Annotated in this window: 19 protein-coding genes; 8 read left to right on the top strand and 11 right to left on the bottom strand. The window is 58.4% G+C overall.

Going from position 1 to position 24,357, the window contains the following annotated elements; genetic code table 11:
• The 5 genes from gspD to ACSQ2Z_RS25270 all read right to left on the bottom strand — a co-directional run bounded on the left by gspD (position 1) and on the right by ACSQ2Z_RS25270 (position 10,664).
• Entirely contained in the window at positions 1 to 2,124 is a 2,124-nt protein-coding gene (gspD, locus tag ACSQ2Z_RS25290; RefSeq protein WP_436083937.1) for a type II secretion system secretin GspD, read from the bottom strand.
• A 231-nt stretch (positions 2,125 to 2,355) separates the two neighbouring features.
• A complete protein-coding gene (locus ACSQ2Z_RS25285; protein ID WP_436083936.1) occupies positions 2,356 to 2,715 on the bottom strand; it encodes a hypothetical protein in 360 nt (119 codons plus the stop codon).
• Positions 2,715 to 4,286 (bottom strand): RHS repeat-associated core domain-containing protein, encoded by a 1,572-nt coding sequence (locus ACSQ2Z_RS25280; RefSeq protein ID WP_436083935.1) that lies wholly within the window; start codon positions 4,284 to 4,286, stop codon positions 2,715 to 2,717. The genes ACSQ2Z_RS25285 and ACSQ2Z_RS25280 overlap by 1 nt, the downstream gene beginning before the upstream one ends.
• A gap of 84 nt (positions 4,287 to 4,370) precedes the next feature.
• Positions 4,371 to 4,862 (bottom strand): Imm26 family immunity protein, encoded by a 492-nt coding sequence (locus ACSQ2Z_RS25275; RefSeq protein WP_436083934.1) that lies wholly within the window; start codon positions 4,860 to 4,862, stop codon positions 4,371 to 4,373.
• Between the two features lie 15 nt (positions 4,863 to 4,877).
• Entirely contained in the window at positions 4,878 to 10,664 is a 5,787-nt protein-coding gene (locus ACSQ2Z_RS25270) for an RHS repeat-associated core domain-containing protein (protein ID WP_436083933.1), read from the bottom strand.
• A 458-nt stretch (positions 10,665 to 11,122) separates the two neighbouring features.
• Here ACSQ2Z_RS25270 and ACSQ2Z_RS25265 point away from each other — a divergent pair, with 458 nt between their 5' ends.
• Positions 11,123 to 12,706, top strand: coding sequence for an FAD-dependent oxidoreductase (locus ACSQ2Z_RS25265; protein WP_436083932.1), 1,584 nt, complete (start codon positions 11,123 to 11,125; stop codon positions 12,704 to 12,706).
• Between the two features lie 163 nt (positions 12,707 to 12,869).
• Here the strand turns inward: ACSQ2Z_RS25265 and ACSQ2Z_RS25260 are convergent, their stop codons facing one another.
• Positions 12,870 to 13,946 (bottom strand): D-TA family PLP-dependent enzyme, encoded by a 1,077-nt coding sequence (locus ACSQ2Z_RS25260; RefSeq protein WP_436083931.1) that lies wholly within the window; start codon positions 13,944 to 13,946, stop codon positions 12,870 to 12,872.
• A gap of 187 nt (positions 13,947 to 14,133) precedes the next feature.
• Here ACSQ2Z_RS25260 and ACSQ2Z_RS25255 point away from each other — a divergent pair, with 187 nt between their 5' ends.
• The 6 genes from ACSQ2Z_RS25255 (at position 14,134) to ACSQ2Z_RS25230 (ending at position 18,443) form a co-directional block, all read left to right on the top strand.
• Entirely contained in the window at positions 14,134 to 14,982 is an 849-nt protein-coding gene (locus ACSQ2Z_RS25255; RefSeq protein ID WP_436083930.1) for a transporter substrate-binding domain-containing protein, read from the top strand.
• Positions 14,983 to 15,056: 74 nt separating this feature from the next.
• The gene (locus ACSQ2Z_RS25250; RefSeq protein WP_436083929.1) at positions 15,057 to 15,719 is read left to right on the top strand and encodes an amino acid ABC transporter permease; all 663 of its coding nucleotides are present in this window, start codon (positions 15,057 to 15,059) and stop codon (positions 15,717 to 15,719) included.
• An 8-nt stretch (positions 15,720 to 15,727) separates the two neighbouring features.
• Positions 15,728 to 16,390: an amino acid ABC transporter permease gene (locus tag ACSQ2Z_RS25245; protein WP_436084154.1), complete on the top strand. Its 663-nt coding sequence runs from the start codon at positions 15,728 to 15,730 to the stop codon at positions 16,388 to 16,390.
• A gap of 13 nt (positions 16,391 to 16,403) precedes the next feature.
• A complete protein-coding gene (locus ACSQ2Z_RS25240) occupies positions 16,404 to 17,174 on the top strand; it encodes an amino acid ABC transporter ATP-binding protein (RefSeq protein WP_436083928.1) in 771 nt (256 codons plus the stop codon).
• 21 nt (positions 17,175 to 17,195) lie between these two features.
• A complete protein-coding gene (locus tag ACSQ2Z_RS25235) occupies positions 17,196 to 17,585 on the top strand; it encodes a RidA family protein (protein WP_436083927.1) in 390 nt (129 codons plus the stop codon).
• 57 nt (positions 17,586 to 17,642) lie between these two features.
• Positions 17,643 to 18,443 carry an IclR family transcriptional regulator gene (locus tag ACSQ2Z_RS25230; RefSeq protein WP_436083926.1) on the top strand — a complete coding sequence of 267 codons (801 nt, stop codon included), beginning with the start codon at positions 17,643 to 17,645 and terminating at the stop codon, positions 18,441 to 18,443.
• A 4-nt stretch (positions 18,444 to 18,447) separates the two neighbouring features.
• Here ACSQ2Z_RS25230 and ACSQ2Z_RS25225 read toward each other — a convergent pair whose 3' ends face one another.
• Positions 18,448 to 19,332 (bottom strand): helix-turn-helix domain-containing protein, encoded by an 885-nt coding sequence (locus ACSQ2Z_RS25225; RefSeq protein ID WP_436083925.1) that lies wholly within the window; start codon positions 19,330 to 19,332, stop codon positions 18,448 to 18,450.
• 113 nt (positions 19,333 to 19,445) lie between these two features.
• On the opposite strand from ACSQ2Z_RS25225, the gene pobA reads away from it, so the two are divergent.
• Positions 19,446 to 20,618, top strand: a complete 1,173-nt coding sequence (gene pobA / locus ACSQ2Z_RS25220; RefSeq protein WP_436083924.1) for a 4-hydroxybenzoate 3-monooxygenase — start codon at positions 19,446 to 19,448, stop codon at positions 20,616 to 20,618.
• 7 nt (positions 20,619 to 20,625) lie between these two features.
• Here pobA and ACSQ2Z_RS25215 read toward each other — a convergent pair whose 3' ends face one another.
• The 4 genes from ACSQ2Z_RS25215 to ACSQ2Z_RS25200 all read right to left on the bottom strand — a co-directional run bounded on the left by ACSQ2Z_RS25215 (position 20,626) and on the right by ACSQ2Z_RS25200 (position 24,222).
• Positions 20,626 to 21,417 carry a 3-methyl-2-oxobutanoate hydroxymethyltransferase gene (locus tag ACSQ2Z_RS25215; RefSeq protein WP_436083923.1) on the bottom strand — a complete coding sequence of 264 codons (792 nt, stop codon included), beginning with the start codon at positions 21,415 to 21,417 and terminating at the stop codon, positions 20,626 to 20,628.
• A 132-nt stretch (positions 21,418 to 21,549) separates the two neighbouring features.
• On the bottom strand, positions 21,550 to 22,776 hold the full coding sequence (locus tag ACSQ2Z_RS25210) for an NAD(P)/FAD-dependent oxidoreductase (RefSeq protein WP_436083922.1): 1,227 nt from the start codon (positions 22,774 to 22,776) through the stop codon (positions 21,550 to 21,552).
• 10 nt (positions 22,777 to 22,786) lie between these two features.
• Positions 22,787 to 23,101, bottom strand: coding sequence for a MocE family 2Fe-2S type ferredoxin (locus ACSQ2Z_RS25205; RefSeq protein ID WP_436083921.1), 315 nt, complete (start codon positions 23,099 to 23,101; stop codon positions 22,787 to 22,789).
• Positions 23,102 to 23,136: 35 nt separating this feature from the next.
• A complete protein-coding gene (locus ACSQ2Z_RS25200; RefSeq protein WP_436083920.1) occupies positions 23,137 to 24,222 on the bottom strand; it encodes a fatty acid desaturase family protein in 1,086 nt (361 codons plus the stop codon).
• Positions 24,223 to 24,357: the final 135 nt, after the last annotated feature.

Below are 24,357 nucleotides of genomic sequence, written 5' to 3'. Positions count from 1 at the left end.
TCATTCCGCCAAACGCGTGAGATCGCGCTTCATGCGCTTGCCAGGCGTGTCGGTTCGGCCAAAATCAAACTGCTGGCGGAATTCGTCCGTGACCTGGCGTGCCTCTTCGTTGTCGCGGACGATCCTTGGGCGGATGAAAATGATGAGTTCGGTCCGGTTGATGGCGTCGGTTTTCGACTTGAAAGCATTGCCGAGCAACGGAATGTCCCCGAGTATGGGCACCTTCTTCTGATTTAAAGACTTCTGCTCCTGGATGAGGCCGCCGAGCGCCAGGCTTTCGCCGTCGTGTACGACCACGCGCGTCGAAATCTTTCGCTGCTGGATGGTGGGCGAATCGATGCCAGAGGTGGTCGTTGCTACTACATTGCTTACTTCCTGCTGTACATCGAGCATCACCCGGCCGGAGCTGTTGATCCGCGGCGTGACAGAGAGGATAATGCCGGTGTCCTTCATTTCGACCGAATTGATGATGACGGCGTCGGCCGACGAGGTGTTGCTGCTCGTCTGCGTGACGACCGGTACCTGGTCGCCGACCTGAAGCTTCGCCTGCTGGTTATTGATGACCATCAGGTTTGGCGAGGAGATGACCTTGACCTTGGTCACGCTGGAAAGCGCCGACAGGGCGGTTTGCGCGTCGGTGGCGAGGTAGGTCCAGTTGAACCCGGGGAACGCAGCCGTAACCGCGCCGGAGGCAAGATCGGTCAGGCCAAGGGAATGGTTGCCGTTCTCCAGATACCAGCGAAGGCCGAATTTGAGCTCATCGTTCAGCGCCACCTCGGCGATCACAGCCTCGAGGAAGACCTGGGTCGGCAGCACGTCGAGCCGGTGGAGGATCTGCTCGATTCTCTGGTACTCGCGAGCAGTGGTCGAGATAAGTAGCGCGTTGTTTTCCACATCGGCAACAACGGACGGCATGGCGCTGGAGGTGGAACCCATTGTATCCGGCTCCATTTTCGCTTCCGGCGAATAATCTATGCCTTCACTTTGCCCCTCACTTTGTATCGTGTCGGCCACGAGATCAGGCGCAATCGGGTTTTGCCTTGCCGTGCTCGCGTTCGATTTGGCGCTGGCGAGCACATTCTGCAGAACTTTTGCCAGTTCCGCCGCAGGCCGGTTCTGGATCTCATAGACGAAGAGCTGTTGTTCGTTGGTCTGCGCGATCTTGTCCAGCTTGGCGATCCAGGCCGAAACCTTCGACAGGTAGGCCGGTCGCGAGGTAATGGCGAGAACGGCGTTGAGGCGGGTATTGGGGATGAAACGAATGGTTTTGGCGTTCGGCCCGTCCTCCGCACCGAAAACGGAATTCAGCTCCTTTACCAGTTCCTGCGGTTGCGACGCTTTCAGGGGGTAAAGCGCCGTGGACATGCCCTTCATCCAGTCGACATCGAATACCGAGATCGATTCGCGGATGGCAGAAAGCTCGCCATTGTTGCCGGCAACGACGATATAGTTGCGCGCCGGATCGGTGCGCAGCACAGCACCCTTCTTGCTCACCTGCTCGATGATGTCGCGCATTTCGTCGGCGGCGATGTATTTCAGTTGGAGGACCTGGACTTTCGTGCCGGGCTCGTTCTTCGGCAGACGCCCGCCGCTGATGATCGCATTCGACGCCGTCGCCTCGGTGAGCGGCACGATCTCGTACCGATCGGCCTTCTTGATGATCGCCGCACCATTGGTCGCCAGCGACACTTCGAGGATATCGAGGAGGCTCTGCTTCGACATCGGATTGCTGGTCTGCAGCGTGATGGCGCCGACAACCTTGGGATCGACGAGGTAGTTGTAGCCCATGATATCGCCGAGGATTTTTTTGGCCGCCGAAGCCACCGGCGCATCGACGAGGTTGATGGTGTAGCCCTCGGAACCGTCCGGGGCAGGACCGCTCGTGACCGAAGACAGGGACTGCCCGGTGAATTCGCCGCTGCCGACCTGCGCAAAGCCCGCCGGTGTCGCTCCGGTAATCCCGCCGTTCTTGATGACACTGGAATTCGGGTAGCCGCGCGTCTGATGCGCTTGCGGCCGCTCGACGCCCTCCATCAGCGACGTCCATTTGTCGTCGCTATTCTCCGAGGCGCACCCCGCCAGCACGGCCAAAACCATGCTGAGACCAACCCGAATCGCACGCACCCCAATCCCTCAACTTATGCTTTTGACACCTTATAGGTGTGGGTGGAGTGGGGGAATGGGGTCAGCACGTAAGCGGGGCGTTTCCACAGCATTATGTTTCATATCAAATCACAAAATACCTTGCTCCTCCCAGGCGGAGCCGACGCGAACAGCTCAATTTGTAAAGTATGCGTTCGATCGCTGTAGACGATGGTGAACCACACAAATGGCACGACCGTGCCCGCTGGGCACTCAATCTCCTTCGTCAATCATTAGCTCGATGGCTGCACGGAACCAGTCCCAGAAAGTCTCATACTCCTGCTCATTCTCATAGCCGCCAGAAGCAAAATCATTAATTATTACTGCCTTCCCCGGCTTGCCGCGTTCCCAACATGCAATCAAATCGTTGTCATTTCTCTTCGCGAATATGACTAGGTCTCGTTCAGGGAACCGCGTTTTTAGGTTTACGCTATAACTAATAATAGACTCGGCATTTACCTTTATGCTCCAGAACTCGATATCGCAGAGGTTAAGTTGAATTACCTTCAGGTATGAAGGCGGTAGTTTGACCCACTCAAATTTCTCCTGAATTTTTTGCTCGAAATTATCCATTACTTCAATCCTATAAATGGGGATCCATTTGGATATGTATTTCGGAATATTGCTCCTTGCGAACCTATTCTATTACTCATTGCTTCGCCCCAGGTTTGCGGCTGCGTGCCTTTAACTTCAAACCTTTGCTGTTGAGTTGCATCAAGCGGCTCGTCCGCCCGGTGAATATTCGCTTTTACACTAATACCCGCTCTTTGAGCCGCGATCACGCGATGATGATCAAGAGTTACGTACCGACCATCACCATTTAATACCACATCGACGCGGCCTCCAGTCCAGCCGTTTGCTGTCATGTCTTCGGTCAATCGATCTATTTTTTCGCCTTTAACTTCCCTTTGGCTAACAAGGATATCTGCTGGATTCAAGTCGTCGTTCCACTGATACGCACCTGCTCCCTTTTCTGAGTTTCCGCCGAAATAGGCCCCCAGGAACACCCCAGGACCAAGACCGAATGCACGTTTCGCACCAGATTCTATTAGGGTATCTGCCGTTGTTTCTGGGCTGTGGAAATAGTTGTCTCCCATGGGAGGAGCAGAACCATTTGCCCTCCAATTTGAAGGGGCAGCTTCAGAGTTGCCAGAGCCTCCAAAAATGCTTTTCACAGCGTCCCAGAATGTATGCCCATTCGGGTCGCTCTTATTCACCGGATCATTGCCGGCATAGGCATATCGGTTCGTCCCCACCCCTTCCATCGTCGGGTCCCAGGTATCCGGCTGGATAAACCGTCCGAACTTCGGATCCATGTACCGCGCGTTTTGGTAGAGCAGGCCGGTCTCGGCGTCGAAGCGTTCACCGATATAGTTCTTCTGCGTCGTCATCACCTTGTTGCCGCTTTCGCCGAAGGTGACGTAGGCGGTGTCTTCGACGATGCCGCCGTTCATGTCGGTGACGGCCCGCACCGAGGAGAGGTGATCTCGGTGCAGGAAATACTTCGTCGTGCCCACAACCTTGATATCCATATGCGGATAGCGGGTGAAGACCTGCGTTGCCGTATCGTATTCGGCATTGGCATCGGGATAGAGCGTCGTGCCGTAGCTCGAACTCTTCTTCGCCCGGGCGCCGTCCGGTCCGTAGGTGAGCGTCACCGTCGCACCGGCACCATTCTTCACGGTGGAGGCTCTATTGGCCAGATCGTAGGAGAACTCACGACTTCCGTCCGTGAGCAGATTGCCGTTGGCATCATAGGTGAACTCGACACCGTTCAGCGAGGCCGGCGCATGCGGATGGGCGGCTGAGGCCGCGGGATAGACGAAACGCCCCGTCAGCCCCGAGCGCGTAAACATGTTGTCGTTGTCGTGATAGGTGAAATTTTCCGTCGACAGGTCATTCCCGCGGACCGACTTGGCGATGCGTCCGAAGGCGTCATAGGTATAGGCCCAGTCGTTGTTTATGCCGTCGGCATTGATCGTCAGGATGCGACCGGTCCTGTCGCGGGTATAGGTCCCGTTTACAATGACGCTGCCGTCCTGCCTCTTTGTCACGAAGCTTTTCAGCCAGCGGCGCTGCGGGTCATAGGTAAAGGTCGTCGCCACACCATTGGCGTAACTGATCGACGATGTCTGCCCATCCAACTCGTAGGTCGTCGCGGTGATATAGCCGGGGATCGCGAGCAGCTGATTCTTGCGGTTGTAGACCCACTTGGTCGACGACGGCGTCTACAGCAACTGCGCTGACCGATACGCATAGTCAGCATGGAATTTATCAAAGTGCGGGTTCCACTCGCCTATGCCAAAATACGCTTGGATGGCCTCCTCGATCACTGCTGGTGACGACACGTTGCGGTATCTCAGTATTTCAACTTCTGATGGAGATGCAGGGCGGCTGATGGCTCGATCCCTAGATTCCACATATACGACCCCGGACTGCCGGACCTTAAACGCCGGTTGTGGGAAGTCAGCCAGATTCTCCCGAACGTTCCCAATGATTGGCCAATCCCCATGCCAAAATTTTGCATCTAGGGTCAGAACTAAAAGAGCCGGCTCTTGATCAATGGCACTGCGAGGATCGACGTTTCGATCTTCTACTTTTTGTCCGAATATCGCGAGGTAAAGTTCGTCGTTCCATGCACTGACAATCTGCCCGCAAGCCCAACTTCGATTATCAAGCGGGACAAGGAACACATCACCAACCTTTGCCTGAATTCCCATCAGATTTTCCTTCATTTACTTTGGCTCGAGCAGTCCAAACATGGGACGACGAGCCGCTCCAACTGGATCTCGCAGGTTAGCGACCGCAGATGAGCGACGAGCCGCGACGCCGCCAGTCAACTCCTGTATGAAGTTGTGTTCCGCGACGTCTAGCGCCTTACCTGGATTCGCACGGTCAATAATTTCGAAGTCGAACTTTGAATTCGGGAATTTTCGCGCATGCTCGGCCTGGCGAGCAAGATATCGAGCATCGTTAATTGCCTGCCCCCCATATGGTGCAAGCTTTCCAGAAATGTCAGTGCGAAGATAGACCATGCCTCTTGGTACCACACTCTCTGCGGCAATTGTGCGCGCCTCGGCTGCAGCGAAGCCTTTTAATATCCCAGCAACGCGGCCGACGGCCGCCCCTGGTATAAGCGCCAAGACGGTGTCATCAGGCTCAATAGCGCCGGACCGAAAAATATCTAACTTTCTTCTAGCAAGCGCCTCCGTTTCGGGGCTTACCCCATCCAAAAACCCGTCGAGTTTATCCGAGTTATCGCCGGCGTGCTGCAACTGAACCGCTAGCTTTGACGCCTCGTGGTCCTGCCGCTCTGCTATTTGCTGCTTTTCATAGGCCTTCATCGCTTGTGCTTGGCCGGTAGCGCCCGACACATGCCCATTCGGATCGCTCCTGTTGACCGGATCATTTCCGGCATAGGCATACCTGTTCGTCCCCACCCCCTCCATCGTCGGATCCCAACCATCCGGCTGGATAAACCGTCCGAACTTCGGATCCATGTACCGCGCGTTGAGGTAGAGCAGTCCGGTCTCGGCGTCGAAGCGGTCGCCGATATAGTTCTTCTGCGTCGTCATCGCCTTGTTGGCGCTTTCGCCGAAGGTGACGTAGCTGTTGGTTTCGATGATCGCGCCATTTTTGTCGGTGACGGCCCGCACCGAGGAGAGGTGATCACGGTGCAGGAAGAACGTGTCAGTGCCCACCACCTTGATATCCATATGCGGATAGCGGGTGAAGACCTGCGTTGCCGTATCATATTCGGCGTTGGCATCGGGATAGAGCGTCGCGCCTAAGGCCGAACTCTTCTTCGCCCGGGCGCCGTCCGGCCCGTAGGTGAATGCGACATCCGGACCGCTCTTGCTGTGCACGTTCGAGACGCGATTTGCGAGGTCGTAAGTGAGGATGCGATCGTCCGCCTCGACTGCCGTGCCCTGCCGGTCTATCAGCAGATTGCCGTTGGCATCATAGGTGAACTCGACACCGTTCAGCGAGGCCGGCGCATGCGGATGGGCGGCTGAGGCCGCGGGATAGACGAAACGCCCCGTCAGCCCCGAGCGCGTAAACATGTTGTCGTTGTCGTGATAGGTGAAATTTTCCGTCGACAGGTCATTCCCGCGGACCGACTTGGCGATGCGTCCGAAGGCGTCATAGGTATAGGCCCAGTCGTTGTTTATGCCGTCGGCATTGATCGTCAGGATGCGACCGGTCCTGTCGCGGGTATAGGTCCCGTTTACAATGACGCTGCCGTCCTGCCTCTTCGTCACGAGGCTTTTCAGCCAACGGCGCTGCGGGTCATAGGTAAAGGTCGTCGCCACGCCATTGGCATAGGAGATTGACGATGTCTGCCCGTCCAACTCGTAGGTGGTCGCGGTGATATAGCCGGGGATGGAGATCAGCTGATTCTTGCGGTTGTAGACCCACTTGCTCGACGACGAGCCGATATCCAATGCCTTGGCGTCCGGCCGATAGGCCTTCCAGATCGGCTGGCGGCCACCGTCGTAGCCCGTCATTTCCACCTGTGTGACACCGTCGATTACCGCTGCCTTTTTCTGTAGAAGACCATCGGCGTTATAGTCGAACGACTGCGTCGCGGCTCCGTTCCTGGCGGTCGTCAGCATGCCCCCATTATAATAACCGGTCTCTCCTTCGCTGTAGACATTCTCCGTCAAAGTCACGCCACCCGCAGTCGTCTTCAGCGGCTGGCCATCCTTGTTGTAGGTGATGGTCGTTACGACGTTGCGCGCGTCCGTCTGCTTTATCAGACGATTGGTATTGTCATAAACATACGACCATTCCCCGAGATCCGGGTCCTTCGCCGTCAGCCGGTTGCCCATGAAGTCGTAGGTGTAGGACCAGACGGCACCGTATGCGTCCATGGCGGCGATCATCCGATGGGCGCCATCGAAGGTCGCCCCGAAAAGCCACCGGCTTATAAGGGTCCCATCCACCCTGGGTGCGCGCTCCAATTTACCGATCACATCGCCGGCCGCGGACGTATAGGTGTAGGTCATCGCCCCCATTTCGTCCGTCACCCTGATATATTCCAAGCCAGGGTTTCCTGAGACGTCGATGGCATCCTGCAATCCGTAGACGAAACTCTTGTCGCTGCCGTCAGCATTGGTGATCTTGATCGGGCGGTTGGCCCAATCGAACACCGTCGTCGTCGTAAAAGGTGCCTTGCCCTCCTCATACGGCAGGGTCACCTGCCAGGCGTTGCCGCGCAGATCATATTTGGTGTCGACGCAGGATGTCGGCGACGAGCTGTCTCCGCCGGTCATCACCCGCCAGGTTCGTCCCACTCCGTCGAAATACTGGTATTGATCCGCCGTGCCGGTCGGGTTCGCCCGGCTAGTGGTGGTCTGGATACGCTGGGCAGCGGGGTTGCCAAACGCATGATAAGCCGTCCTGGTGTAGGAACCGGTCACAGTATTCTCGACCAAGGTTGGCCGGCACAGGACGTCATAAGTGTAGCGGGTGACCACGCCGTTCACGCCACTCTTTGTCGCCGGCGCACTGCAAGCGGCGTTCGGCGTGGCGGTTTCTATCAGACCGCTTGGATGGGTCGTCTTGATGACGAAGAGATGATGCGTGCCATCATAGGCATAGGATGTTGTTTCGTTCTCGCCATTCGTCGACGTCGCCAAATTTCCATAAGCATCATAGGTGAAGGTATTTCTCTGAGCGGTGCCTGGTTTCGTGTAGTCTAGGCGGGTTGTCAGTTGTCCCTTTGTCGGCACGGCCCCAGACCCCTGACTATCGTAGCCGAAGTTCGGCGCCTTCAACAGTTGGCCGCTTGATGACGTTCCCTTATACAGCCGTGTCCATGCCGGAAGCGAAACGAGATAGGCGTTTCTGTTGTGAACAAAAGCGGTCTGCGAAAAGACCTCATCGCCACCCACATCCGTGCGGCCGTGATCCAGTTCCTCGGTAATATTGCCGTAGATGTCAAAAACGCGCGTGGTTTTGGTTGTCCGGGTGTTGCTCCCCACTGTGATTGCCGTCGTCGTCTCTGTGTTCTGGGAGGTGTAGGGGACCGTTGCCGTGTTGATCGCATAGGTTTCGGTCACCGCGCGTCGCACATCGCCGTCGCCTTCCAGGTACTCCGTCTTCGCCGGCAGCCCGATCGTCGCGATCGTCTGCTTGTAGGCCGTTCTGACCATCGGAGCATTGGCCTCGCTCGCAATTTTCGGCAAGGTTTTCGTTACCGTCCCGAATCCAAGAAAGCGCCGCTTGTCGATGTCAAAGAGCCCGCCGGCATAGGCATAGCTGGTCGTCGCAGTCTGGCCGCGTCCATCCAGGACCGATAGCGAGCTTACCGTCGGCATGCTGTAAGGCAGGTAGCTGTTGGTGTAAGCCGTCGAAGGCGTGTAGGCCGCCTTCACCTGGCCGCCCTGCGGCGTCGTCACCGTGTTCAGAAGATTGGCGATGCCGCCGGACGCGCTGCCATAGCGAATATGGAAGGTACGATCCTCGAAGGATTGGAACAAAGCCGCCCGATACTCCGCAGCATTATCGTAAGAGCTTTCCTGTACATTGGTGTTGGGCGCCACCAAAAGGTCCGTTTGCCCGTCGCCATTGAAATCGCCCGTCGTGGCGAAGCTGCTCGAAAAACCGAGGCCATTATCCCGGATCCCTCGCCCACCAGGGCCATGTGTGGCGCGGAATATGACCCAATTCCGGTTGGCGAAGCCGTCAGCGCTACGCGTTCTCCCCGCCGAAAACTCGGCCTTGCCATCGGCGTCCACGTCCGTGACGAGCCAATCCGTCACCGGCCCGCTGTCGCTATTTACAGACGCTTCGATCCACGAGGCCAATCTATCGCCCGTGTGCAGATAAATCGTCAATTTTGTCCCGACCACATTGACGATATCATCAAGACCGTCACCGTTGACGTCAGCGACGGCGCAGCTTGCGTCGCACACGAAATCCCCAAGTCTGCCGACTTGTACGTTTGCGTCCTTGATAAATTTAAAGTCGGTGTGATCGTCTACTTTGATGACTCTTTGCTGGCGCGCGTCGCCGAAAAAGCTGGCGAGTTTACCCGAGCCTGAAGCGATGTTGTCTCGGCCATCCCCGTCCCAATCCGTCGCATAGACCGAAGGATAGGCCCTGCCGCAAAGCGCCTTCATACGTGGGTCCGTCACGGCACTGCTGGCGCCCTCGGCTGCCGCGCAATCGTTGGCATCGACCGCGAACGTGTCGCCGCTCTTGGTCAGCGTTGCCTGCCACCGCACAACCGAAGGATATTCCGCACCGCTCAACACCATTAGCTGCGGTTTTGATCTGTCGGCGCCAAAGCGGCCGACCGACAGGCCCTGCACGACTTTTGCCGCTTTCACTTCCTTATCGGTGCTCCGGCCGTTGGTGTAGACAAAGCCTGGGCATTTAAGCGGAAGGTCCTGCTCCAGATAAGTCGTCGTCCGCGCAGGACTGTGAAACAGGAGGTAGTTGCAACTCGAGCTGCCCAAAGCGGGAAACTTGCTCTTCAGAATCTCCGTGATACCGTCGCCGTTGACATCGAATGCCGCAAAGGCCGTTGTCCAGAAATTCTTCTGGGCATTTCTATAGCGATTGGTCTCGTAGTAATCTCTATAACTCTTGCTGACCTTCTGGTACGGCAGGCCGTTCAGCCCAGCGACATGCTTGACGGTGCTGAATTCCGTTGAGTCATTGTAGTCGAACGATGTCTTCGGGAGAGCTGTGCCTTCGGTCGCGATAATTGTCTCGGCGTTGTCGAGCTTGAGATCGCTGCCGAACTGCTGCACTGAGATCAATCGCGACGCATCGCTCAGCGGTGCCTGATTGTAGGAAAGCTTGTAACCCCAGGTCGTCACATTCGACGTCTGGACCAGAATGGTTTTGATGCGCTTGGTTATGGTCGAAATGGAGTGACCATTGGCCGTCGTGATGTAATCCGGACGGGTTTCATAAATGAACCGAATGTCCCGGCCATTGTAGGAAACCGTCGTCGGGTAGCAGACCGGCAGGTCCGAGCAGTTGTAGCGATAGCTTACCTGGTTGCCGACGGTGTCGCTGACGGACGTCGCCAGCCAGCGATACTTCAGCCGCACATCATTGTTCACGTCACCGGGCACGGTCGCGGATGCGGTGGCGATGTTCCCAACCGACGTGAAAGTGGTCTTCGTGCCGTCGCGGGCGGTGACTTCCCAGATGTTGTTGGCACTGTCGAACTTGATCCTTAAGTAGTTCTCGACCTCGGACGTCCAGTTGCCGCCCGGTCCGCAGGAGGCCCCGGAGGTCTCGTTCACGCACCTCGCCAGCGGTTCGCCATTGAGCACGTAGACATCGTCCGTCCCATACTGCGGGGCGCCGAGCGTAGCGCCGGCGCGCTCAATGACCGGCACACCGGAAAGCCCCCAGCCGTAGCCGAGCCAGCCCTGGTAGTCGCCGCCGGTTCTGGTTTTCCGGCTCGAATTGTAGGTAAGCGAAAGCTTCGGCTCCAGACCACGAAAAGTCGGAACATCGATCGGATAACGGTAGGAGAACGCGCCGTTGTTGGTCACGTCGCCAAGTGTAGGTTGCGCGCCCCAAACACCGCCGGATTGTTCATCGGCAGATGTATTGGTAACAATCGTTTCCGAAGTAGATTGCGCTAACACATTGCTGTTAAAGAGAAAAAGAAAGCCGATTAAAAAAACAATACGAACGTCCTGAAATATCATAAGGGATCATCCTAACCTGAAGTTGAGCACGGCTAGATTGATTCCAGTTGCAAATCAAGATAGGAACGGTCGCAACCTCAAAAATGCAACCAAAATAAGTTTTCCACTTTTGGTCGAGTTATTGGCGGCGATCACTGTAGCGGTTAAAGGGAGGGATGGGCTGATCGCGCTCGTTCCGACGTCGTTACGGCTGAAACCGGGTTCATCGCGAATTCGTGGCGTTGCCAATTTGGAATTTTGCCATTTTTTGTTAGCTATCGAGCCCTGTAAATTGCGAAAGCGAAATTGGAACATATGAAATGAGTTTGATTAGGCGGATAACGTTTGCGCTTTTTTTTGCTATTGTTGGGGCCTCCAATGTCTTGGCTGCTACCTGCACCAGCGCAGATATTGTCGTCTATGGCGGCACACCTGCGGGTTTTGCCGCGGCTGTTCAGGCGTCACGCCAGAAGAAAAGTGTCATTCTCTTGGAGCCGACGCAGCACGTCGGTGGGATGATGAGCAACGGTCTTACGAAAACAGACGCGTCACCGCGGCAGAAAGTCTACGGCGGGATCGTCGCGGAATTTCTCAAAAGAGCCAAGGCGCACTATCAAACGACGGACCCCGTTCGGATTTATTTTGAATCCAAGTGGGCTGAATCAACAATGGTAGCCATGCTGAAAGCGTCTGGCGCCAAGGTGATATACGGTCAGCGCATCCGTAACATCGTGAAGTCAACCAGCGTCATCAAACGGATCACGATGACGTCAGATCAAAGTTATTGCGGCGATGTCTTCATCGACGCAAGCTATGAGGGAGACCTCATGACCCTTTCTGGCGCTAAGAATATCCTCGGTCGCGAAGGTCGCTCCCAATACGGTGAAAGCGCGGCTGGTGTGCAGAAGCTGCAAAAGCCTACTCTGGACGATGGGACGGAAATTTCGGTCGATCCTTATGTCGTCCAAGGCGATCCATCCAGTGGACTCCTGCCAGGCGTGATCAATCACGTTCAAAAGCCGATCGGTTCTGCGGACCAAAGCCTCATGGCCTTCAATTTCAGGCTTTGCGTTACTGATGTGCCCAACAATCGCGTTCCATTTCGTAAACCCGCAGATTACAATCCGGCGGAGTATGAAACAACCGCCAGATTTATTGCAGCCCTTCAGAACAGGGGCCTTGGTATTTCCCCGCAGTACTTTATAGGCAACGGTAAAACCGTCCTCGGCAAGCAGGACGTCAACTCCTCCCGGTTTTTCTCAACAAATGTTTGGCACGTCGGTCGGGAATATATTCTCGCGAGCGAGGCCGGACGTGAGGCTATCCGAAATAGGGTCAGAAGTCATATACTGGGCTTTCTCTGGTTTGGTCAGACGGATCCGCGCATTCCTTTGGCTGCAAGGGAAGCAACGGCCAGGTTTGGTTTTTGCGCGGATGAATTTAAGGACAACGATAATTTTCCGCGCCAGATTTATGCACGGCAAGGGAGGCGTTTGGTCGGGCAATACGTCATGACGCAGAACAATATTTTAAAGAAGACGAAGTTTCCCGATTCGATCGGCCTCGGATATTACACAATGGATCAACACGGCATGATCAGGACAGTCGTGAGCGGGCTTATTGCAGATGAGGCGCGCGAGGGAATTTCGTCCGGAGGTCCATATCAGATCCCATATCGCGCAATGTTGCCGAAAGTCACTGAGGTTACTAATCTTATCGTTCCGGTCGCGCTGTCATCCAGCCATGTTGCATATACATCCTTGCGGGTTGAGCCTACCTACATGGTATTGGGCCAAGCAGCCGGCGCTGCGGCCGCGCTCGCTGTTAAAGGCAACGTCAGCGGCGTTAATCGCACAATGCTGAGACAGACTCTTTTGAAGGCAGGTCAAATTTTATCTTACTAGGGCGCATCGTCAGCTGGCGATTCCTAGACCTCGAATTACCACCGAATTGGCGTTTTCAAGCCGCACGCCTGGACAGGTTCGGCGAACGCCTGCGAAAACGCCGAAGCCAATTCCTGCATCTCCAGATTGTTGTCGCAGCTGGCTCAGCCTGCCATCGGACTACTCAAACAATCCGCCCGCGCGCCGCGACCGTCCATATGCCGCTTATCTCGCCCTGTTCCACGATATTCACCGCATCGACCATGTTGGTGACCACGCACGCGTGGTTGGGGACGATGCGAAGCCTGTCGCCGACCTTGAGATTGATCGGGCCTTCGCAGACCAGGCGGCCATGTTCTTCCGAGAGTTGGTCGATGGAGATGTCACCTCGACCGAGAACATGGCCATAACCTGAAAGGCCGAGAAGATCGGAGGTCAGCGTCTTTGACCCGGCATCGATGATCGCGCGGTTTGCGGCGGGGACGGAGACGACGGTCGCGAGCACCGTGAGTGCGCAGTCGTCCCAGCCGCAGACGCCGCGCGAGACGAGCGAGCGGTCGTTGTAGACATAGGTGCCGGGGCGGTATTCAGTCGTCACCGGTGCGTCGGCGGCATGCATCATCGACGGGGTTCCGCCTGACGTAACGACGGGAACGGCGATGCCCGCCGCTTCGATGACGGCCTTGGCACGGCGCATGAAGGATTCTACTGCAGTCTCGCCGTTCGCCGGCGGATAGGTCATCAGGCCGCCGAAGACGAGGCCAGGCGCTTTGGCTATTCGTTGCGCAAGCCCGGCGGCAGCTTCCGGGGTTGGCACGCCGCAGCGGTCGGCGCCGGTATTGCATTCGACCAGAACCCGAAGCGGCGCCGGTTGGTAGGCAAAGACAGCCGAGAGGCCGTCGATCACCGTTTCATTGTCGGCGACGACGCTGAGCGTTACTTTCCGAGCGAGCTGTGCGAGGTGCCCAAGTTTTTCGGCGCCGAGGATGTTGTAGGTGATCAGTACGTCGCGGATCTCCGAGCTGCCGGCAACCATGGCCTCTGCCTCCGACACCTTCTGGCAGGTAATGCCCACGGCCCCTGCCCTGAGCTGCATTTCCGCCACTGCAGGCAGTTTGTGCGTCTTGATATGGGGGCGGACCTTTAGCCCGTGCGCATCGGCATAGGCCTGGTAGCGACCGATGTTGCGGCGGGCGATATCGAGATCGACCAGCACGGCCGGTGTGTTCACGGTCTGAAGCGTCGCTGCGGGCTTGTCCATGAGATCTCCGGAAAAAATTTCAGATGCAATTTCAGGCGGAAGGAAATGCTGCACGGCTGGTGCGCCGATTCCCATCGGTCACGTCTTGACAATTTATGCATCCTGGCGCTGAATACGTCAATCCGGTAAAGCAGACATATGTCCACAATACCGGACAATAAGAATAACCGTTCACCAGGGGAACATCATGATCATTTCGCTCCGCGCCAGCGCGCTTTCGCTGACAACCGCTTTCATTCTTTCTGCAATGCCCGCAGCCGCCCAGCAGGCGGCGAGCAAGCTCGACGAGGTTCTGGCCCGCGGCCATCTCGTTCTCGGCACCGGCAGCACCAATGCGCCGTGGCACTTCAAGAGCGCCGAAGACAAGCTGCAGGGTTTCGACGTCGACATGGGCCGCATCGTCGCCAAGGCGCTGTTCGGCGATCCCGACAAGATAGAGTACGTCAACCAGTCGTCCGACGCGCGCATCCCGAACATCACCACCGACAAGGTGGATCTCACCTGCCAGTTCATGACGGTGACCGGCGAGCGCGCCCAGCAGATCGCCTTCACCATTCCCTATTACCGGGAAGGCGTCGGCCTGATGATGAAAGCTGACGGCAAGCATGCTGACTATGCAGCGCTGAAGGCGGCCGGTTCGTCCGTCACCATTTCGGTCCTGCAGAACGTCTATGCCGAGGACATGGTGCATGCCGCCCTGCCGGAGGCGACCGTCGATCAGTATGAATCGGTCGACCTGATCTATCAGGCGCTCGAATCCGGCCGCGCCGATGCGGCGGCGACCGACCAGTCGTCGCTTGCCTGGTACATGACCCAGAATCAGGGCCGCTATAAGGATGCCGGCTACGGCTGGAACCCGCAGACCTATGCCTGCGGCGTCAAGCGCGGTGATCAGGACTGGCTGAATTTCGTCAACACCGCCTTGCATGAGGCGATGACCGGCGTCGAGTTCGACTTCTATGCCAAATCGTTCAAGACCTGGTTCGGCAAGGATCTGACGCCGCCGCAGATCGGCTTCCCGGTCGAGTACAAGTAAGCCGCACGGCAGTCGTTGGGACGAAGGGCGTTTGCCCTTCGTCCTTCCTCCACCCGCTACGGCAGGATGCCGCCATGGGTTATACGCTCAATTTCGCCGCCGTCTGGCGCAGCTTCGATCAGCTTCTCGAAGGCCTGCTGCTCAGTCTCGGCCTGGCGTTCGTTTCCATTCTGATCGGCGCCGTCATCGGTCTGCTGGTCGCGTTTGCGCTTGCCGCCAAGAGCGATTGGATCCAGCGGCCGGCTGCGGCCTATGTGACGATCATTCGCAACCTGCCGATCCTCGTGCTGGTGCTCTTTGCCTATTTCGCGCTGCCGCAGATGGGCGTTCGGCTCGGCAAGATCGAGAGTTTCGTCGCCGTCCTGTCGATCTATTCCGGCGCTTATCTGGCGGAAGTGTTCCGGGCCGGCCTTATTTCCATACCCAGAGGGCTGACCGAGGCCGGGCTCGCCATCGGGTTGACGCCGATGCAGATCCGCGTGTCGATCATCGTGCCACTGATGCTGCGCAACGTCCTGCCATCATTGTCCTCGACGGTGATTTCGCTGTTCAAGGATACGTCGCTGGCAGCAGCCATCGCGGTGCCGGAACTGACCTTCGAGGCGCGCAAGATCAACGTGGAGACTTTCCGCGTCATCGAGACCTGGATTGTCGCGTCCGGTCTCTATGTCGCCACCTGTTCCGTGCTCGCCGCGCTGATGCGTCTGGTCGAGCGGCGGCTTTCGGTTCCAAGGTGATGATCATGATGGATTTCTCCGCTTTCTTCGATCAGCTCTGGATCGCCCGCTTCGTCGTCCTGAAAGGGCTCGGCATCACTGTGTCGATCTCGCTTCTCTCGATCATTGCCGGATCGCTGCTCGGCGTACTCGTCGGTCTATCGCTCGTCTACGGCAACCGCGTGCTGCGGCTCGTGGTGCGCGCCTATACCGACTTCATTCGCGGCACGCCGGTGCTCGTGCTGGTTCTCGCCAGCTATTATGTGCTCTCCACGATCGGTATCGAGCTTGGACCGTTCCAAGCCGGAGTTCTGGCGTTGGCAATCTTCTGCTCGTCGCATGTCGGCGAGATCGTCCGCGGCGGATTGCAGGCGATCCCGAAGGGTCAGACGGAAGCCGCCAAGGCGATCGGGCTGACCTTCCGCCAGACATTCGCCTATGTGCTCTGGCCGCAGGCGTTGCGGCAATTCTTGCCCGCCTGGGTGAACACGGCGGCCGAGATGGTCAAGGCTTCGACGCTGCTCTCCGTCATCGGGGTAGCCGAGTTGCTCTTGCGCACGCAGGAAATCATCTCGCGCAATTTCCTGAGCCTGCAGTTCTATTTTTTCGCCGGGTTTCTCTATTTTGTCATCAATTACGGCATCGAGCGGTTCGGCAAATATGTCGAGCGCAAGACCGCCGTTCCGTCCTGAGGGCTCGATCGCCATGAGCAAGGTACTTCTCGAAATACAGGGTCTGCGCAAGCAGTATGGCACCGTCGAAGTGCTGAAGGGGGTCGATTGCACGATGAATGAGGGCGAAGTGATCTCAATCATCGGTTCCTCCGGCTCGGGCAAGACGACGATGCTTCGCTGCATCAACATGCTGGAAGAATTCCAGGGCGGGCGCATCCTGCTCGAAGGTGAGGACATCGGCTATGAGCAGACCGGCTCTGTCCGCAGGCGCAAGAGCGAGAAGGACATCGCCCGCCAGCGCGCGCTGACCGGCATGGCCTTCCAACAGTTCAATCTCTTCCCGCATATGACCGCGGCGCAGAACGTCATGCTCGGTCTCGTCAAGGTGAAGAAGATGCCCCGCGACGAGGCGCGTGCCGTCGCCGTAAAATGGCTCGACCGCGTCGGCCTTGCCTCCCGCGCCGATAACTACCCCGGCCAGCTTTCCGGCGGCCAGCAGCAGCGCGTCGCGATCGCTCGGGCGATTGCTATGAACCCGCGCCTGATGCTGTTCGACGAGGTGACTTCGGCGCTCGATCCCGAACTGGTGGGCGAGGTGCTGCAGGTGATCAAGGGCTTGGCGGCGGACGGCATGAGCATGCTGCTCGTCACGCACGAGATGCGTTTTGCCTATGACGTCTCCTCGCGGGTGATCTTCATGAACCAGGGCGTGATCTGCGAGGAAGGCGACCCGAAGGAGATGTTCGTCCGGCCGAAAACCGAGCGGCTTGCGGAATTCCTCAAGACATCCAGTTTCAACTAAAACAAAAGAGAGAAAAGATTCATGACCATCAAGCGTTATGGCGCCGGCGAAACGGGTGCAGGCGGACAGCCCCTGCCCTTCGCCCGTGCGGTGGAAGCCAATGGCTGGCTGCATGTGTCCGGTCAGGTGCCGATGGAAAACGGCGAGATCATCCGCGGCGGCATCGTTGCCGAAAGCCGCAAGGCGATCGAGAACCTGATCGCCATCCTGCATGAGGCAGGATACGGTATCGAGGACGTGGTGCGCGTCGGCGTCTGGCTTGACGACCCCCGCGACTTCTGGAGCTTCAACGGCGTCTATGCTGAATATTTCGGCGCCAATCCGCCGGCGCGGGCCTGTGTGCAGTCGCGCATGATGGTCGATTGCAAGGTGGAAGTCGATTGCGTCGCCTATCGGGCGGACAGGGCTTGAAATGCCGGGCGCGGCTTGCAAAGGTCGCGCGCTTAACTTTTGACGAGGACGGATCGAATGACAGATGGCGCAGAAGACATCGTATCGCGGCGCACGCGGGGTCTTGATCGTGCCTTCGAGATTCTCGAATTCCTGCGCACGAAACGCCAGCCGATGCGACCGAACGAGATCGCCGTCGAGATCGGCGCACCGCGTTCGTCGGTCTACGAACTGATCAATCTTCTGTTACGCCATGGCATGCTGGACTATCAGGGCGGCGACGGCCGGGTGTTTTTGGGGCGCAAGCTTTATTTCCTCGGCACGGCCTATGCCGACCAGTTCGATCTGATGCGCGAATCCGAGGACCTGCTCGCGCGTCTGGCGGAAGAAACCCGCGAAACCGCGCAGATGTGCCTCCTGGAGGGCAACAAATACACCGTCGTCATGATGCGCGAAGGCGTGCGCGCATTCCGCATCTCGTCCAATATCGGCGAGCTGGTGCCGATCCCGTGGACGGCTTCCGGCCGCCTGCTGGTGGCGCATCTCAGCGACGCGGAGATTGTCGACTTCATTCCCGCCGACGATTTCGTTCTGCCGAGCGGCAAGCGGCTGGATCCGGCGCGGTTCATCTCCGAAGTCCGGCAGGCGACCATCGACGGCTATTTCACCTTCAACAGCGAAGTGGAAACCTTCACCCATTGCTTCGCCGTGCCGGTGCATCAGGCCGGTGGTCAATGCGTCGCCACGCTCTGCCTTGTCACGCCAAAGGAAGACGGGTTGCGCAATCGTCAGGCCTATCTCGATAGCCTGCTCGCCGCCGCACACGAACTGTCCGAGCAACTCGGTTATTCCACCGGGCGCAAGCGTGCCGAGAGGTAACGGCTCAAGCCACCCTGTTCTGCGCCATCCGCCATTGCCGCGGCGACAGGCCTGTGTGAGTCAAAAAGAAGCGCGAGAAATAGGCGGGATCGGAAAAGCCGAGACGGTAGCCGATTTCCTGCACCGGTAACTGCGTGAAAAGCAGTTCACGCTGGGCTTCGTCGATCAGTTTGCCGTTGATGAGTGTCTGGGTGTTGCGGCCGGTGAGCTGCTTGACGACGCGGTTCAGGTGCGTCGGGGAAATGCCGAGTTCGCGTGCATAGAAGGATGCCGGTTTGTGCGAGCGGAGATGCTGGTGGATCAGGCCCGCCAGCCTGTTCAGGCGACGCTCGTTTTCATTTGCTCCGTCCTCCTCGTCGCCGTGTCCGGTGGCAAACAACCGTGCCGTCAGCCTCAGCGCCGCCGTCAGATAAGCCTCGCACAGATCGGCGGGTCCCGTCCGCCGCGCGGCTGTTTCCGCGGCGAGCCGATGCAAGGTCTCGGCAATATAGCGACTGTCGGCGTGCTCCCTTGACAGTCCCGTCAAACGGGGCACGCCCAGCCACTCGCCAAGCCGGCCACGGTCGACGGGCATGGTTTTCAGATGCGAGGTCAGCACCGTGAAGACATAACCGTCGATGTCCTTGGAAAACCGAAATCCGTGGCGCGCGAAGGGCGGCACCGTGATCACCATGGGCGGCACGATTGGGTGGACATCATCGCCGAACACCGCATCGCCGGATCCGGCCTCGATGTACAGGATCTGAAAGAACTGCTCGTGTCGATGCGATCCGATCTCCCAGTGATGCAGGCTGCTACGAGACGGGATCGTTTCGCAATGCAGCCAGAAATCCGGAGAATCACCAGCTTTTTCGCCGTAGAGGTCGTATGTGGGGATGGAGCGCATCATCTATCTACAAATTCCAGAGTGTTCGATTTGTGCAATTTCTTGGCCGCAATGTCCATGGAGGCGATCCTGTGCCGGTGGCACAACGGAGGAATGCACGGCTTCGGGAGGAAGAGATGCGCACGCAGGTTGTCATCATCGGTTCGGGTCCGTCCGGCTTGCTGCTCGGACAATTGCTGGCGAAAGCCGGCATCGACGCAGTTATTCTGGACCGGGTGGGCAAAGACTACATCCTCGGACGCGTGCGTGCGGGTGTTCTCGAACACGGGACCGTCGGACTCATGGACGAAGCAGCAGCCGGCTCACGCATGCACGCCGAGGGTCTGCCGCATGACGGCTTCTCGCTTGCCTTCGATGGGCGCGATCACCGCATCGACCTTAAGGAACTGACTTGCGGCAAGGGCGTCATGGTTTACGGGCAGACTGAGTTGACGCGCGACCTGATGCTACACCGCGAAGCGAGCGGCGCCACGACGATCTACGATGCATCCAATGTCTGCCCGCACAATTTTGATGGCCAGTCGCCCTATGTGACCTACGAGATCGGGGGCGTTACCCATCGCATCGACTGCGATTACATCGCCGGGTGCGACGGTTTTCATGGCGTCAGCCGCAAGTCCATTCCCGAAAGGGCCATCCGTACCTTCGAGAAGATCTATCCTTTCGGCTGGCTGGGTATTCTGGCCGACGTACCTCCGGTCAGCCAAGAGCTGATCTATGCCAACCATCCGCTCGGCTTTGCGCTCTGCTCGATGCGATCGGAAACGCGCAGCCGGTATTATCTGCAATGTCCGCTTGACGAGAAGATCGAGGACTGGAGCGACGATCGCTTCTGGGACGAGCTGCGCCGGCGGCTCCCCGCGCATCATGCCGAAACCCTAGTGACAGGCGCATCCTTCGAAAAATCGATCGCGCCGCTCCGTTCCTTCGTTGCCGAGCCGATGCGTTTCGGCAAGCTCTTCCTCGTCGGCGATGCCGCCCACATCGTGCCGCCGACCGGCGCTAAAGGGCTCAATCTTGCGGCGAGCGATGTCCACTACCTCGCTTCAGGTCTCGCTGAATATTACCAGGACCGCTCACTCGCCGGCATTGATGCCTATACGGCCCGCGCCCTCTCCCGCGTCTGGAAGGCTGTGCGGTTTTCCTGGTGGATGACGACGATGATGCACCGCTTCCCGGAGGCCGGCGCTTTCGACCAGAGGATCCAGGAAGCCGAACTCGACTATCTCACCCATTCCCGCGCGGCGGCGACGGCACTTGCCGAAAATTATGTGGGATTGCCTTATTGAGATTGCGCTAGTCCAGCGACTTCAGGAATGCCTCCAGTTCCACCGGCTCGATACCAATCAGATGCGCCTTGCCCGGATAGGTGCCGGATTTCACGTCGGCGACATATTCGCAGAAGGCGGCGATGCGCTCCCGTTGCAGGTGGTCATATTCGGCGGCGAAGTTGCGGTAGATCTTCGCGTGGCGCGGGACGTGGCCCTTGTTGGCACCGAGCACGTCGTCGGCAAAGAGGTATTGTGCGTCGCAGCCCGCTCCGGCGCCCATCGAGAGCATCAGCATGGAGGTGCGTTTGCTGATCGCGCTCGCGACGTCGACGGGCACGACTTCGATTTCAGCGGCGAAAGCGCCGGCTGCCTCGAGCGCCTTGGTTTGGCGCCAGATTTCGAGCGCGCTCAGCGACGTCTTGCCGACGGCGCGAAAACCACCGGTCCAGGTGGCTTTGGAGGGAATGAGGCCGACATGGCCGCAGACGGGGATGCCTTCGTCGCGCATGCGGCGCACTGTCTGCAGGCTGGCGGCGCAATAGACGGCGTCGCCGCCGGCCTTCAGCGCCTGGAAGGCTGCCCGGATATATTCGTCCGCTGTGACGAAGTCGCCATATTCAAGCCCAGGGAAGGCGAAGCAGGAGGGCGCGGCTTCGCGAAAGGCCGGGCCGAGCAGGGATGGTGGTACGGAGAGAAGGTCAACCCCTGCCCGCTCGGCGGCATCCGCCTCATCCAGCGTTTCGACGCGCAGCATGCTGAGCTGGCGTTTGCCCTTGATTGACAGAAGGTCGGCCACGGTCGGGCGGCGGTGTCTCATTGATCTCTCCCCTTGTCGCGGCCGGCCGGCAGGTGCCCGCCACCGTCTGGTTCTGTTGTGATATCGAAATTGAGGCGAATGGCGTCGGGTTGGAAAACCGCATCCCGCAGGAAACTGGCGGCATCCGGCGTTTCAGGCTGCGAGCAATGTTTTGAGCTTGGTCCCCGGTGTCGCCAGAACCACGGGATCGGGGCGGAGACTTGCCGCGATCATCATTTCGGCAAGGCGGATGTCGCGGGCAACGGCGTTACCCGCTCCGATGCCGCTTGCTGCCAAAAGGCGACCATCGGCGTCGAGATGGAAGAGGATGAAAGCCCCGTCTGTCATATTCCGGCGGACTGTTTGCATCGCGCCGTCGGCAAGCCCGGCGATCTGCAGCGTCAAGTCGTATTGATCCGACCAGAACCATGGCACGGCCGATACCGCTTCCCCTGCCCCGAGCAGATTGGCAGCAGCAAGCGTGCCCTGATCCTGGGCATTACGCCAAGCCTCCAGCCGTACCCGGCGGCCGTCGTAAAGCGAAAGCGGGAAGGAGCAGCAATCGCCGGCGGCAAAGATATCCGGATCGGATGTTTCAAGATGCGTATCGACGGCAATGCCGTTATCGGTCGCCAGCCCCGCGTCGCGGGCAAGCTCGACATTCGGGATGGCACCGATGCCGGCGACGATCAGGTCGGCTTCAATGGTGCGGCGATCATCGAGCAGGACGTATGCGCCTTCACGATCTTCCGACAGTCCCTGGATCTTCACGCTGCAGAGGATTTCAACGCCCTCCGCCTTGTGCCGCGTGGCGACCACCACAGCCACCTCCTCGGGCACGCCGCGGCTGAGGATGCGTGGCAAACCCTCAACAAGCGTCACCGTTGCACCGAGCTTGCGGGCGGTTGCGGCAAGCTCAAGCCCGATGAAGCCACCGCCGACGATGGCCAGGTGCTTGCCCGGCTGCAGGGCGGCGCGGATCGCGACGGCGTCGCCGTGTGTGCGCAGCGTCCTGATACGATGATTGACGCCGGAAAGTCCCGGAAATGGCCGTGGTCGAGCCCCCGTCGTCAGCAGCAGGCGGTCGTAGGTTAGGCAGTTGCCGTTCGAGAGCTGAAAGGTTTTTCCAGCCGGGTCAAGGCTTTCGACGCTGTGGCCGGTCAAGACGTCGATATCTGCGTCAGCATAGCGGGCTGCGTCCGAGACAAGTTTCGGCTCAAGGCCATGCAGTAGCGCGTCCTTCGACAGCGGGGGGCGCTCGTAGGGCAGATGCTCTTCGGCGCCGACCAGTGTGATCCGCCCGTCGAAATTCTTTTCACGCAGCGCGAAGGCGGCACGCGCGCCGCACTCCCCTGCCCCGATGATGACGATGTGCGACATGATGGGTCCTTCAGGCAAGCGAGATGAAGACGCTGCCGGCTTCGACCTTGACCGGATAGGTCTTCAGGTTGATGCATGCGGGAGCGCCCTTGGCTTCGCCGGTCTTGTAGCTGAACCGGCCATTGTGTTTTGGACACTCGATGATGTCGTCCATTACCAGCCCGTCGGCGAGATGGATTTTCTCATGCGTGCAGAGGCCTTCGGTTGCAAAGAACTCGTCGTCTGGACTGCGATAGACGGCGAATGTCCTGCCCGCGTGGTCGAAGCGGATGACGTCCTCTTCGTCGATCTCGTCGGTCGCGCAGACTTCCACCCAGTTGCTCATGGTTTCCTCCATTCGATCTTGTTCGGGGCGCCGCTCTATTCGGCGGCGATCGGTTCGGCGTGCAGCTCTTCCCGGTAGGGCTTGGCCGTCGGCGGCAGTTCGCGCTTGAGGAAATAATCCTCGTTTCGGAGTTGGTGCCGGAAGGCCGGGATCATCTCGCGATAGCCCCCAAGGATCGACGTGTTCGGCGCCGGCAGGTCGTGCTTGATCATTTCATGAAGCCGCGGCAGCGCATGATATGGCACCATCGGGAACATGTGATGCTCGACGTGGTAGTTCATGTTCCAGTAGATGAACCGGCTCACCGGGTTCATATGGACTGTGCGGCTGTTCAGCCGGTGATCGATGACGTTGTCGGCTAGACCGCCATGCTGCAACAGGCCGGTCATCACATGGTGCCAGGCACCATAGAGACGCGGCAGACCGATCAGCATCAGAGGCAGGATCGAGCCCATGGCGATCGCAAGGGCGATCGTCGCGACATGGATTGCCAGCCAGATGCGGGCGATGCGGATGGCGCGCGACTGCTCCTGCTCGGGAATGAAGGTCTTTTCTTCGGCGCTGATCACACCGGCGGCATTGCGGACCATGTCGATCATCGCATAGGACACGTCGTGAATACCGAAGAAGTTGAGCACGAGGCGAACAAGATCCGGTGGCCGCATGACCGCGATTTCCGGGTCGCGGCCGACGATGACCGTATCTGTATGGTGGCGCGTGTGGCTCCAGCGCCAGGTTACCGGGTTGCGCATGATCATGAAGCAGGCGATCTCGTAGACCGCATCATTCATCCACCGGGTCTTGAAGGCGGTGCCATGGCCGCATTCGTGCCAGCGTGAATCCGAGGCTGAGCCATACAGGACACCGTAGACGAGGAAGAAGGGTACGCACCACCAGGAACCCCAGAAAATGATGCCGAGGCCGCCGGACACGATCATGCTGCCGAGCCAGAGGATGGTATCGCGGATGGCCGGACCGTCCTCGCGCTTCATCAGCTCCTTCATCTGCTTGCGCGGAATGTCGGTGTGATACCATTCCGCTGCGGCAAGCCCGCTTTCGACAGCGGTCTGGGCATCGCGGCCGAGCAGACTGTAATCGCGTTTCGTGGCGGCCCTGTTCATCTGTGATCCTCCCTGCGCATCGTTTCCGGATGCGCCCTGTGCTGTAATCGTGAGGATAGGTTGACTTTCGCGGCGGCTCAATGCAGCCTTGATATATTCTATCAAAGTACATCAAAAATGGATGTAGAGAATGAT

Origin of the sequence: Pararhizobium sp. LjRoot235 (assembly GCF_964254145.1) — a bacterium.
Lineage (GTDB): Bacteria > Pseudomonadota > Alphaproteobacteria > Rhizobiales > Rhizobiaceae > Pararhizobium.
Note: the sequence above shows the minus strand (reverse complement) of the source record. Positions and strands in the feature narration are given on the sequence as shown.

Coding starts and splice junctions, on each gene's coding strand:
- ACSQ2Z_RS25235 (WP_436083927.1), top strand. CDS start 17,196: ATGACCATCAAGCGTTATGGCGCCGGCGAAACGGGTGCAGGCGGACAG.
- ACSQ2Z_RS25200 (WP_436083920.1), bottom strand. CDS start 24,222: ATGAACAGGGCCGCCACGAAACGCGATTACAGTCTGCTCGGCCGCGAT.
- ACSQ2Z_RS25245 (WP_436084154.1), top strand. CDS start 15,728: ATGGATTTCTCCGCTTTCTTCGATCAGCTCTGGATCGCCCGCTTCGTC.
- ACSQ2Z_RS25255 (WP_436083930.1), top strand. CDS start 14,134: ATGATCATTTCGCTCCGCGCCAGCGCGCTTTCGCTGACAACCGCTTTC.
- ACSQ2Z_RS25265 (WP_436083932.1), top strand. CDS start 11,123: ATGAGTTTGATTAGGCGGATAACGTTTGCGCTTTTTTTTGCTATTGTT.
- pobA (WP_436083924.1), top strand. CDS start 19,446: ATGCGCACGCAGGTTGTCATCATCGGTTCGGGTCCGTCCGGCTTGCTG.
- ACSQ2Z_RS25260 (WP_436083931.1), bottom strand. CDS start 13,946: ATGGACAAGCCCGCAGCGACGCTTCAGACCGTGAACACACCGGCCGTG.
- ACSQ2Z_RS25250 (WP_436083929.1), top strand. CDS start 15,057: ATGGGTTATACGCTCAATTTCGCCGCCGTCTGGCGCAGCTTCGATCAG.
- ACSQ2Z_RS25275 (WP_436083934.1), bottom strand. CDS start 4,862: ATGGGAATTCAGGCAAAGGTTGGTGATGTGTTCCTTGTCCCGCTTGAT.
- ACSQ2Z_RS25285 (WP_436083936.1), bottom strand. CDS start 2,715: ATGGATAATTTCGAGCAAAAAATTCAGGAGAAATTTGAGTGGGTCAAA.
- ACSQ2Z_RS25205 (WP_436083921.1), bottom strand. CDS start 23,101: ATGAGCAACTGGGTGGAAGTCTGCGCGACCGACGAGATCGACGAAGAG.
- ACSQ2Z_RS25210 (WP_436083922.1), bottom strand. CDS start 22,776: ATGTCGCACATCGTCATCATCGGGGCAGGGGAGTGCGGCGCGCGTGCC.
- ACSQ2Z_RS25230 (WP_436083926.1), top strand. CDS start 17,643: ATGACAGATGGCGCAGAAGACATCGTATCGCGGCGCACGCGGGGTCTT.
- ACSQ2Z_RS25240 (WP_436083928.1), top strand. CDS start 16,404: ATGAGCAAGGTACTTCTCGAAATACAGGGTCTGCGCAAGCAGTATGGC.
- ACSQ2Z_RS25215 (WP_436083923.1), bottom strand. CDS start 21,417: ATGAGACACCGCCGCCCGACCGTGGCCGACCTTCTGTCAATCAAGGGC.
- ACSQ2Z_RS25225 (WP_436083925.1), bottom strand. CDS start 19,332: ATGATGCGCTCCATCCCCACATACGACCTCTACGGCGAAAAAGCTGGT.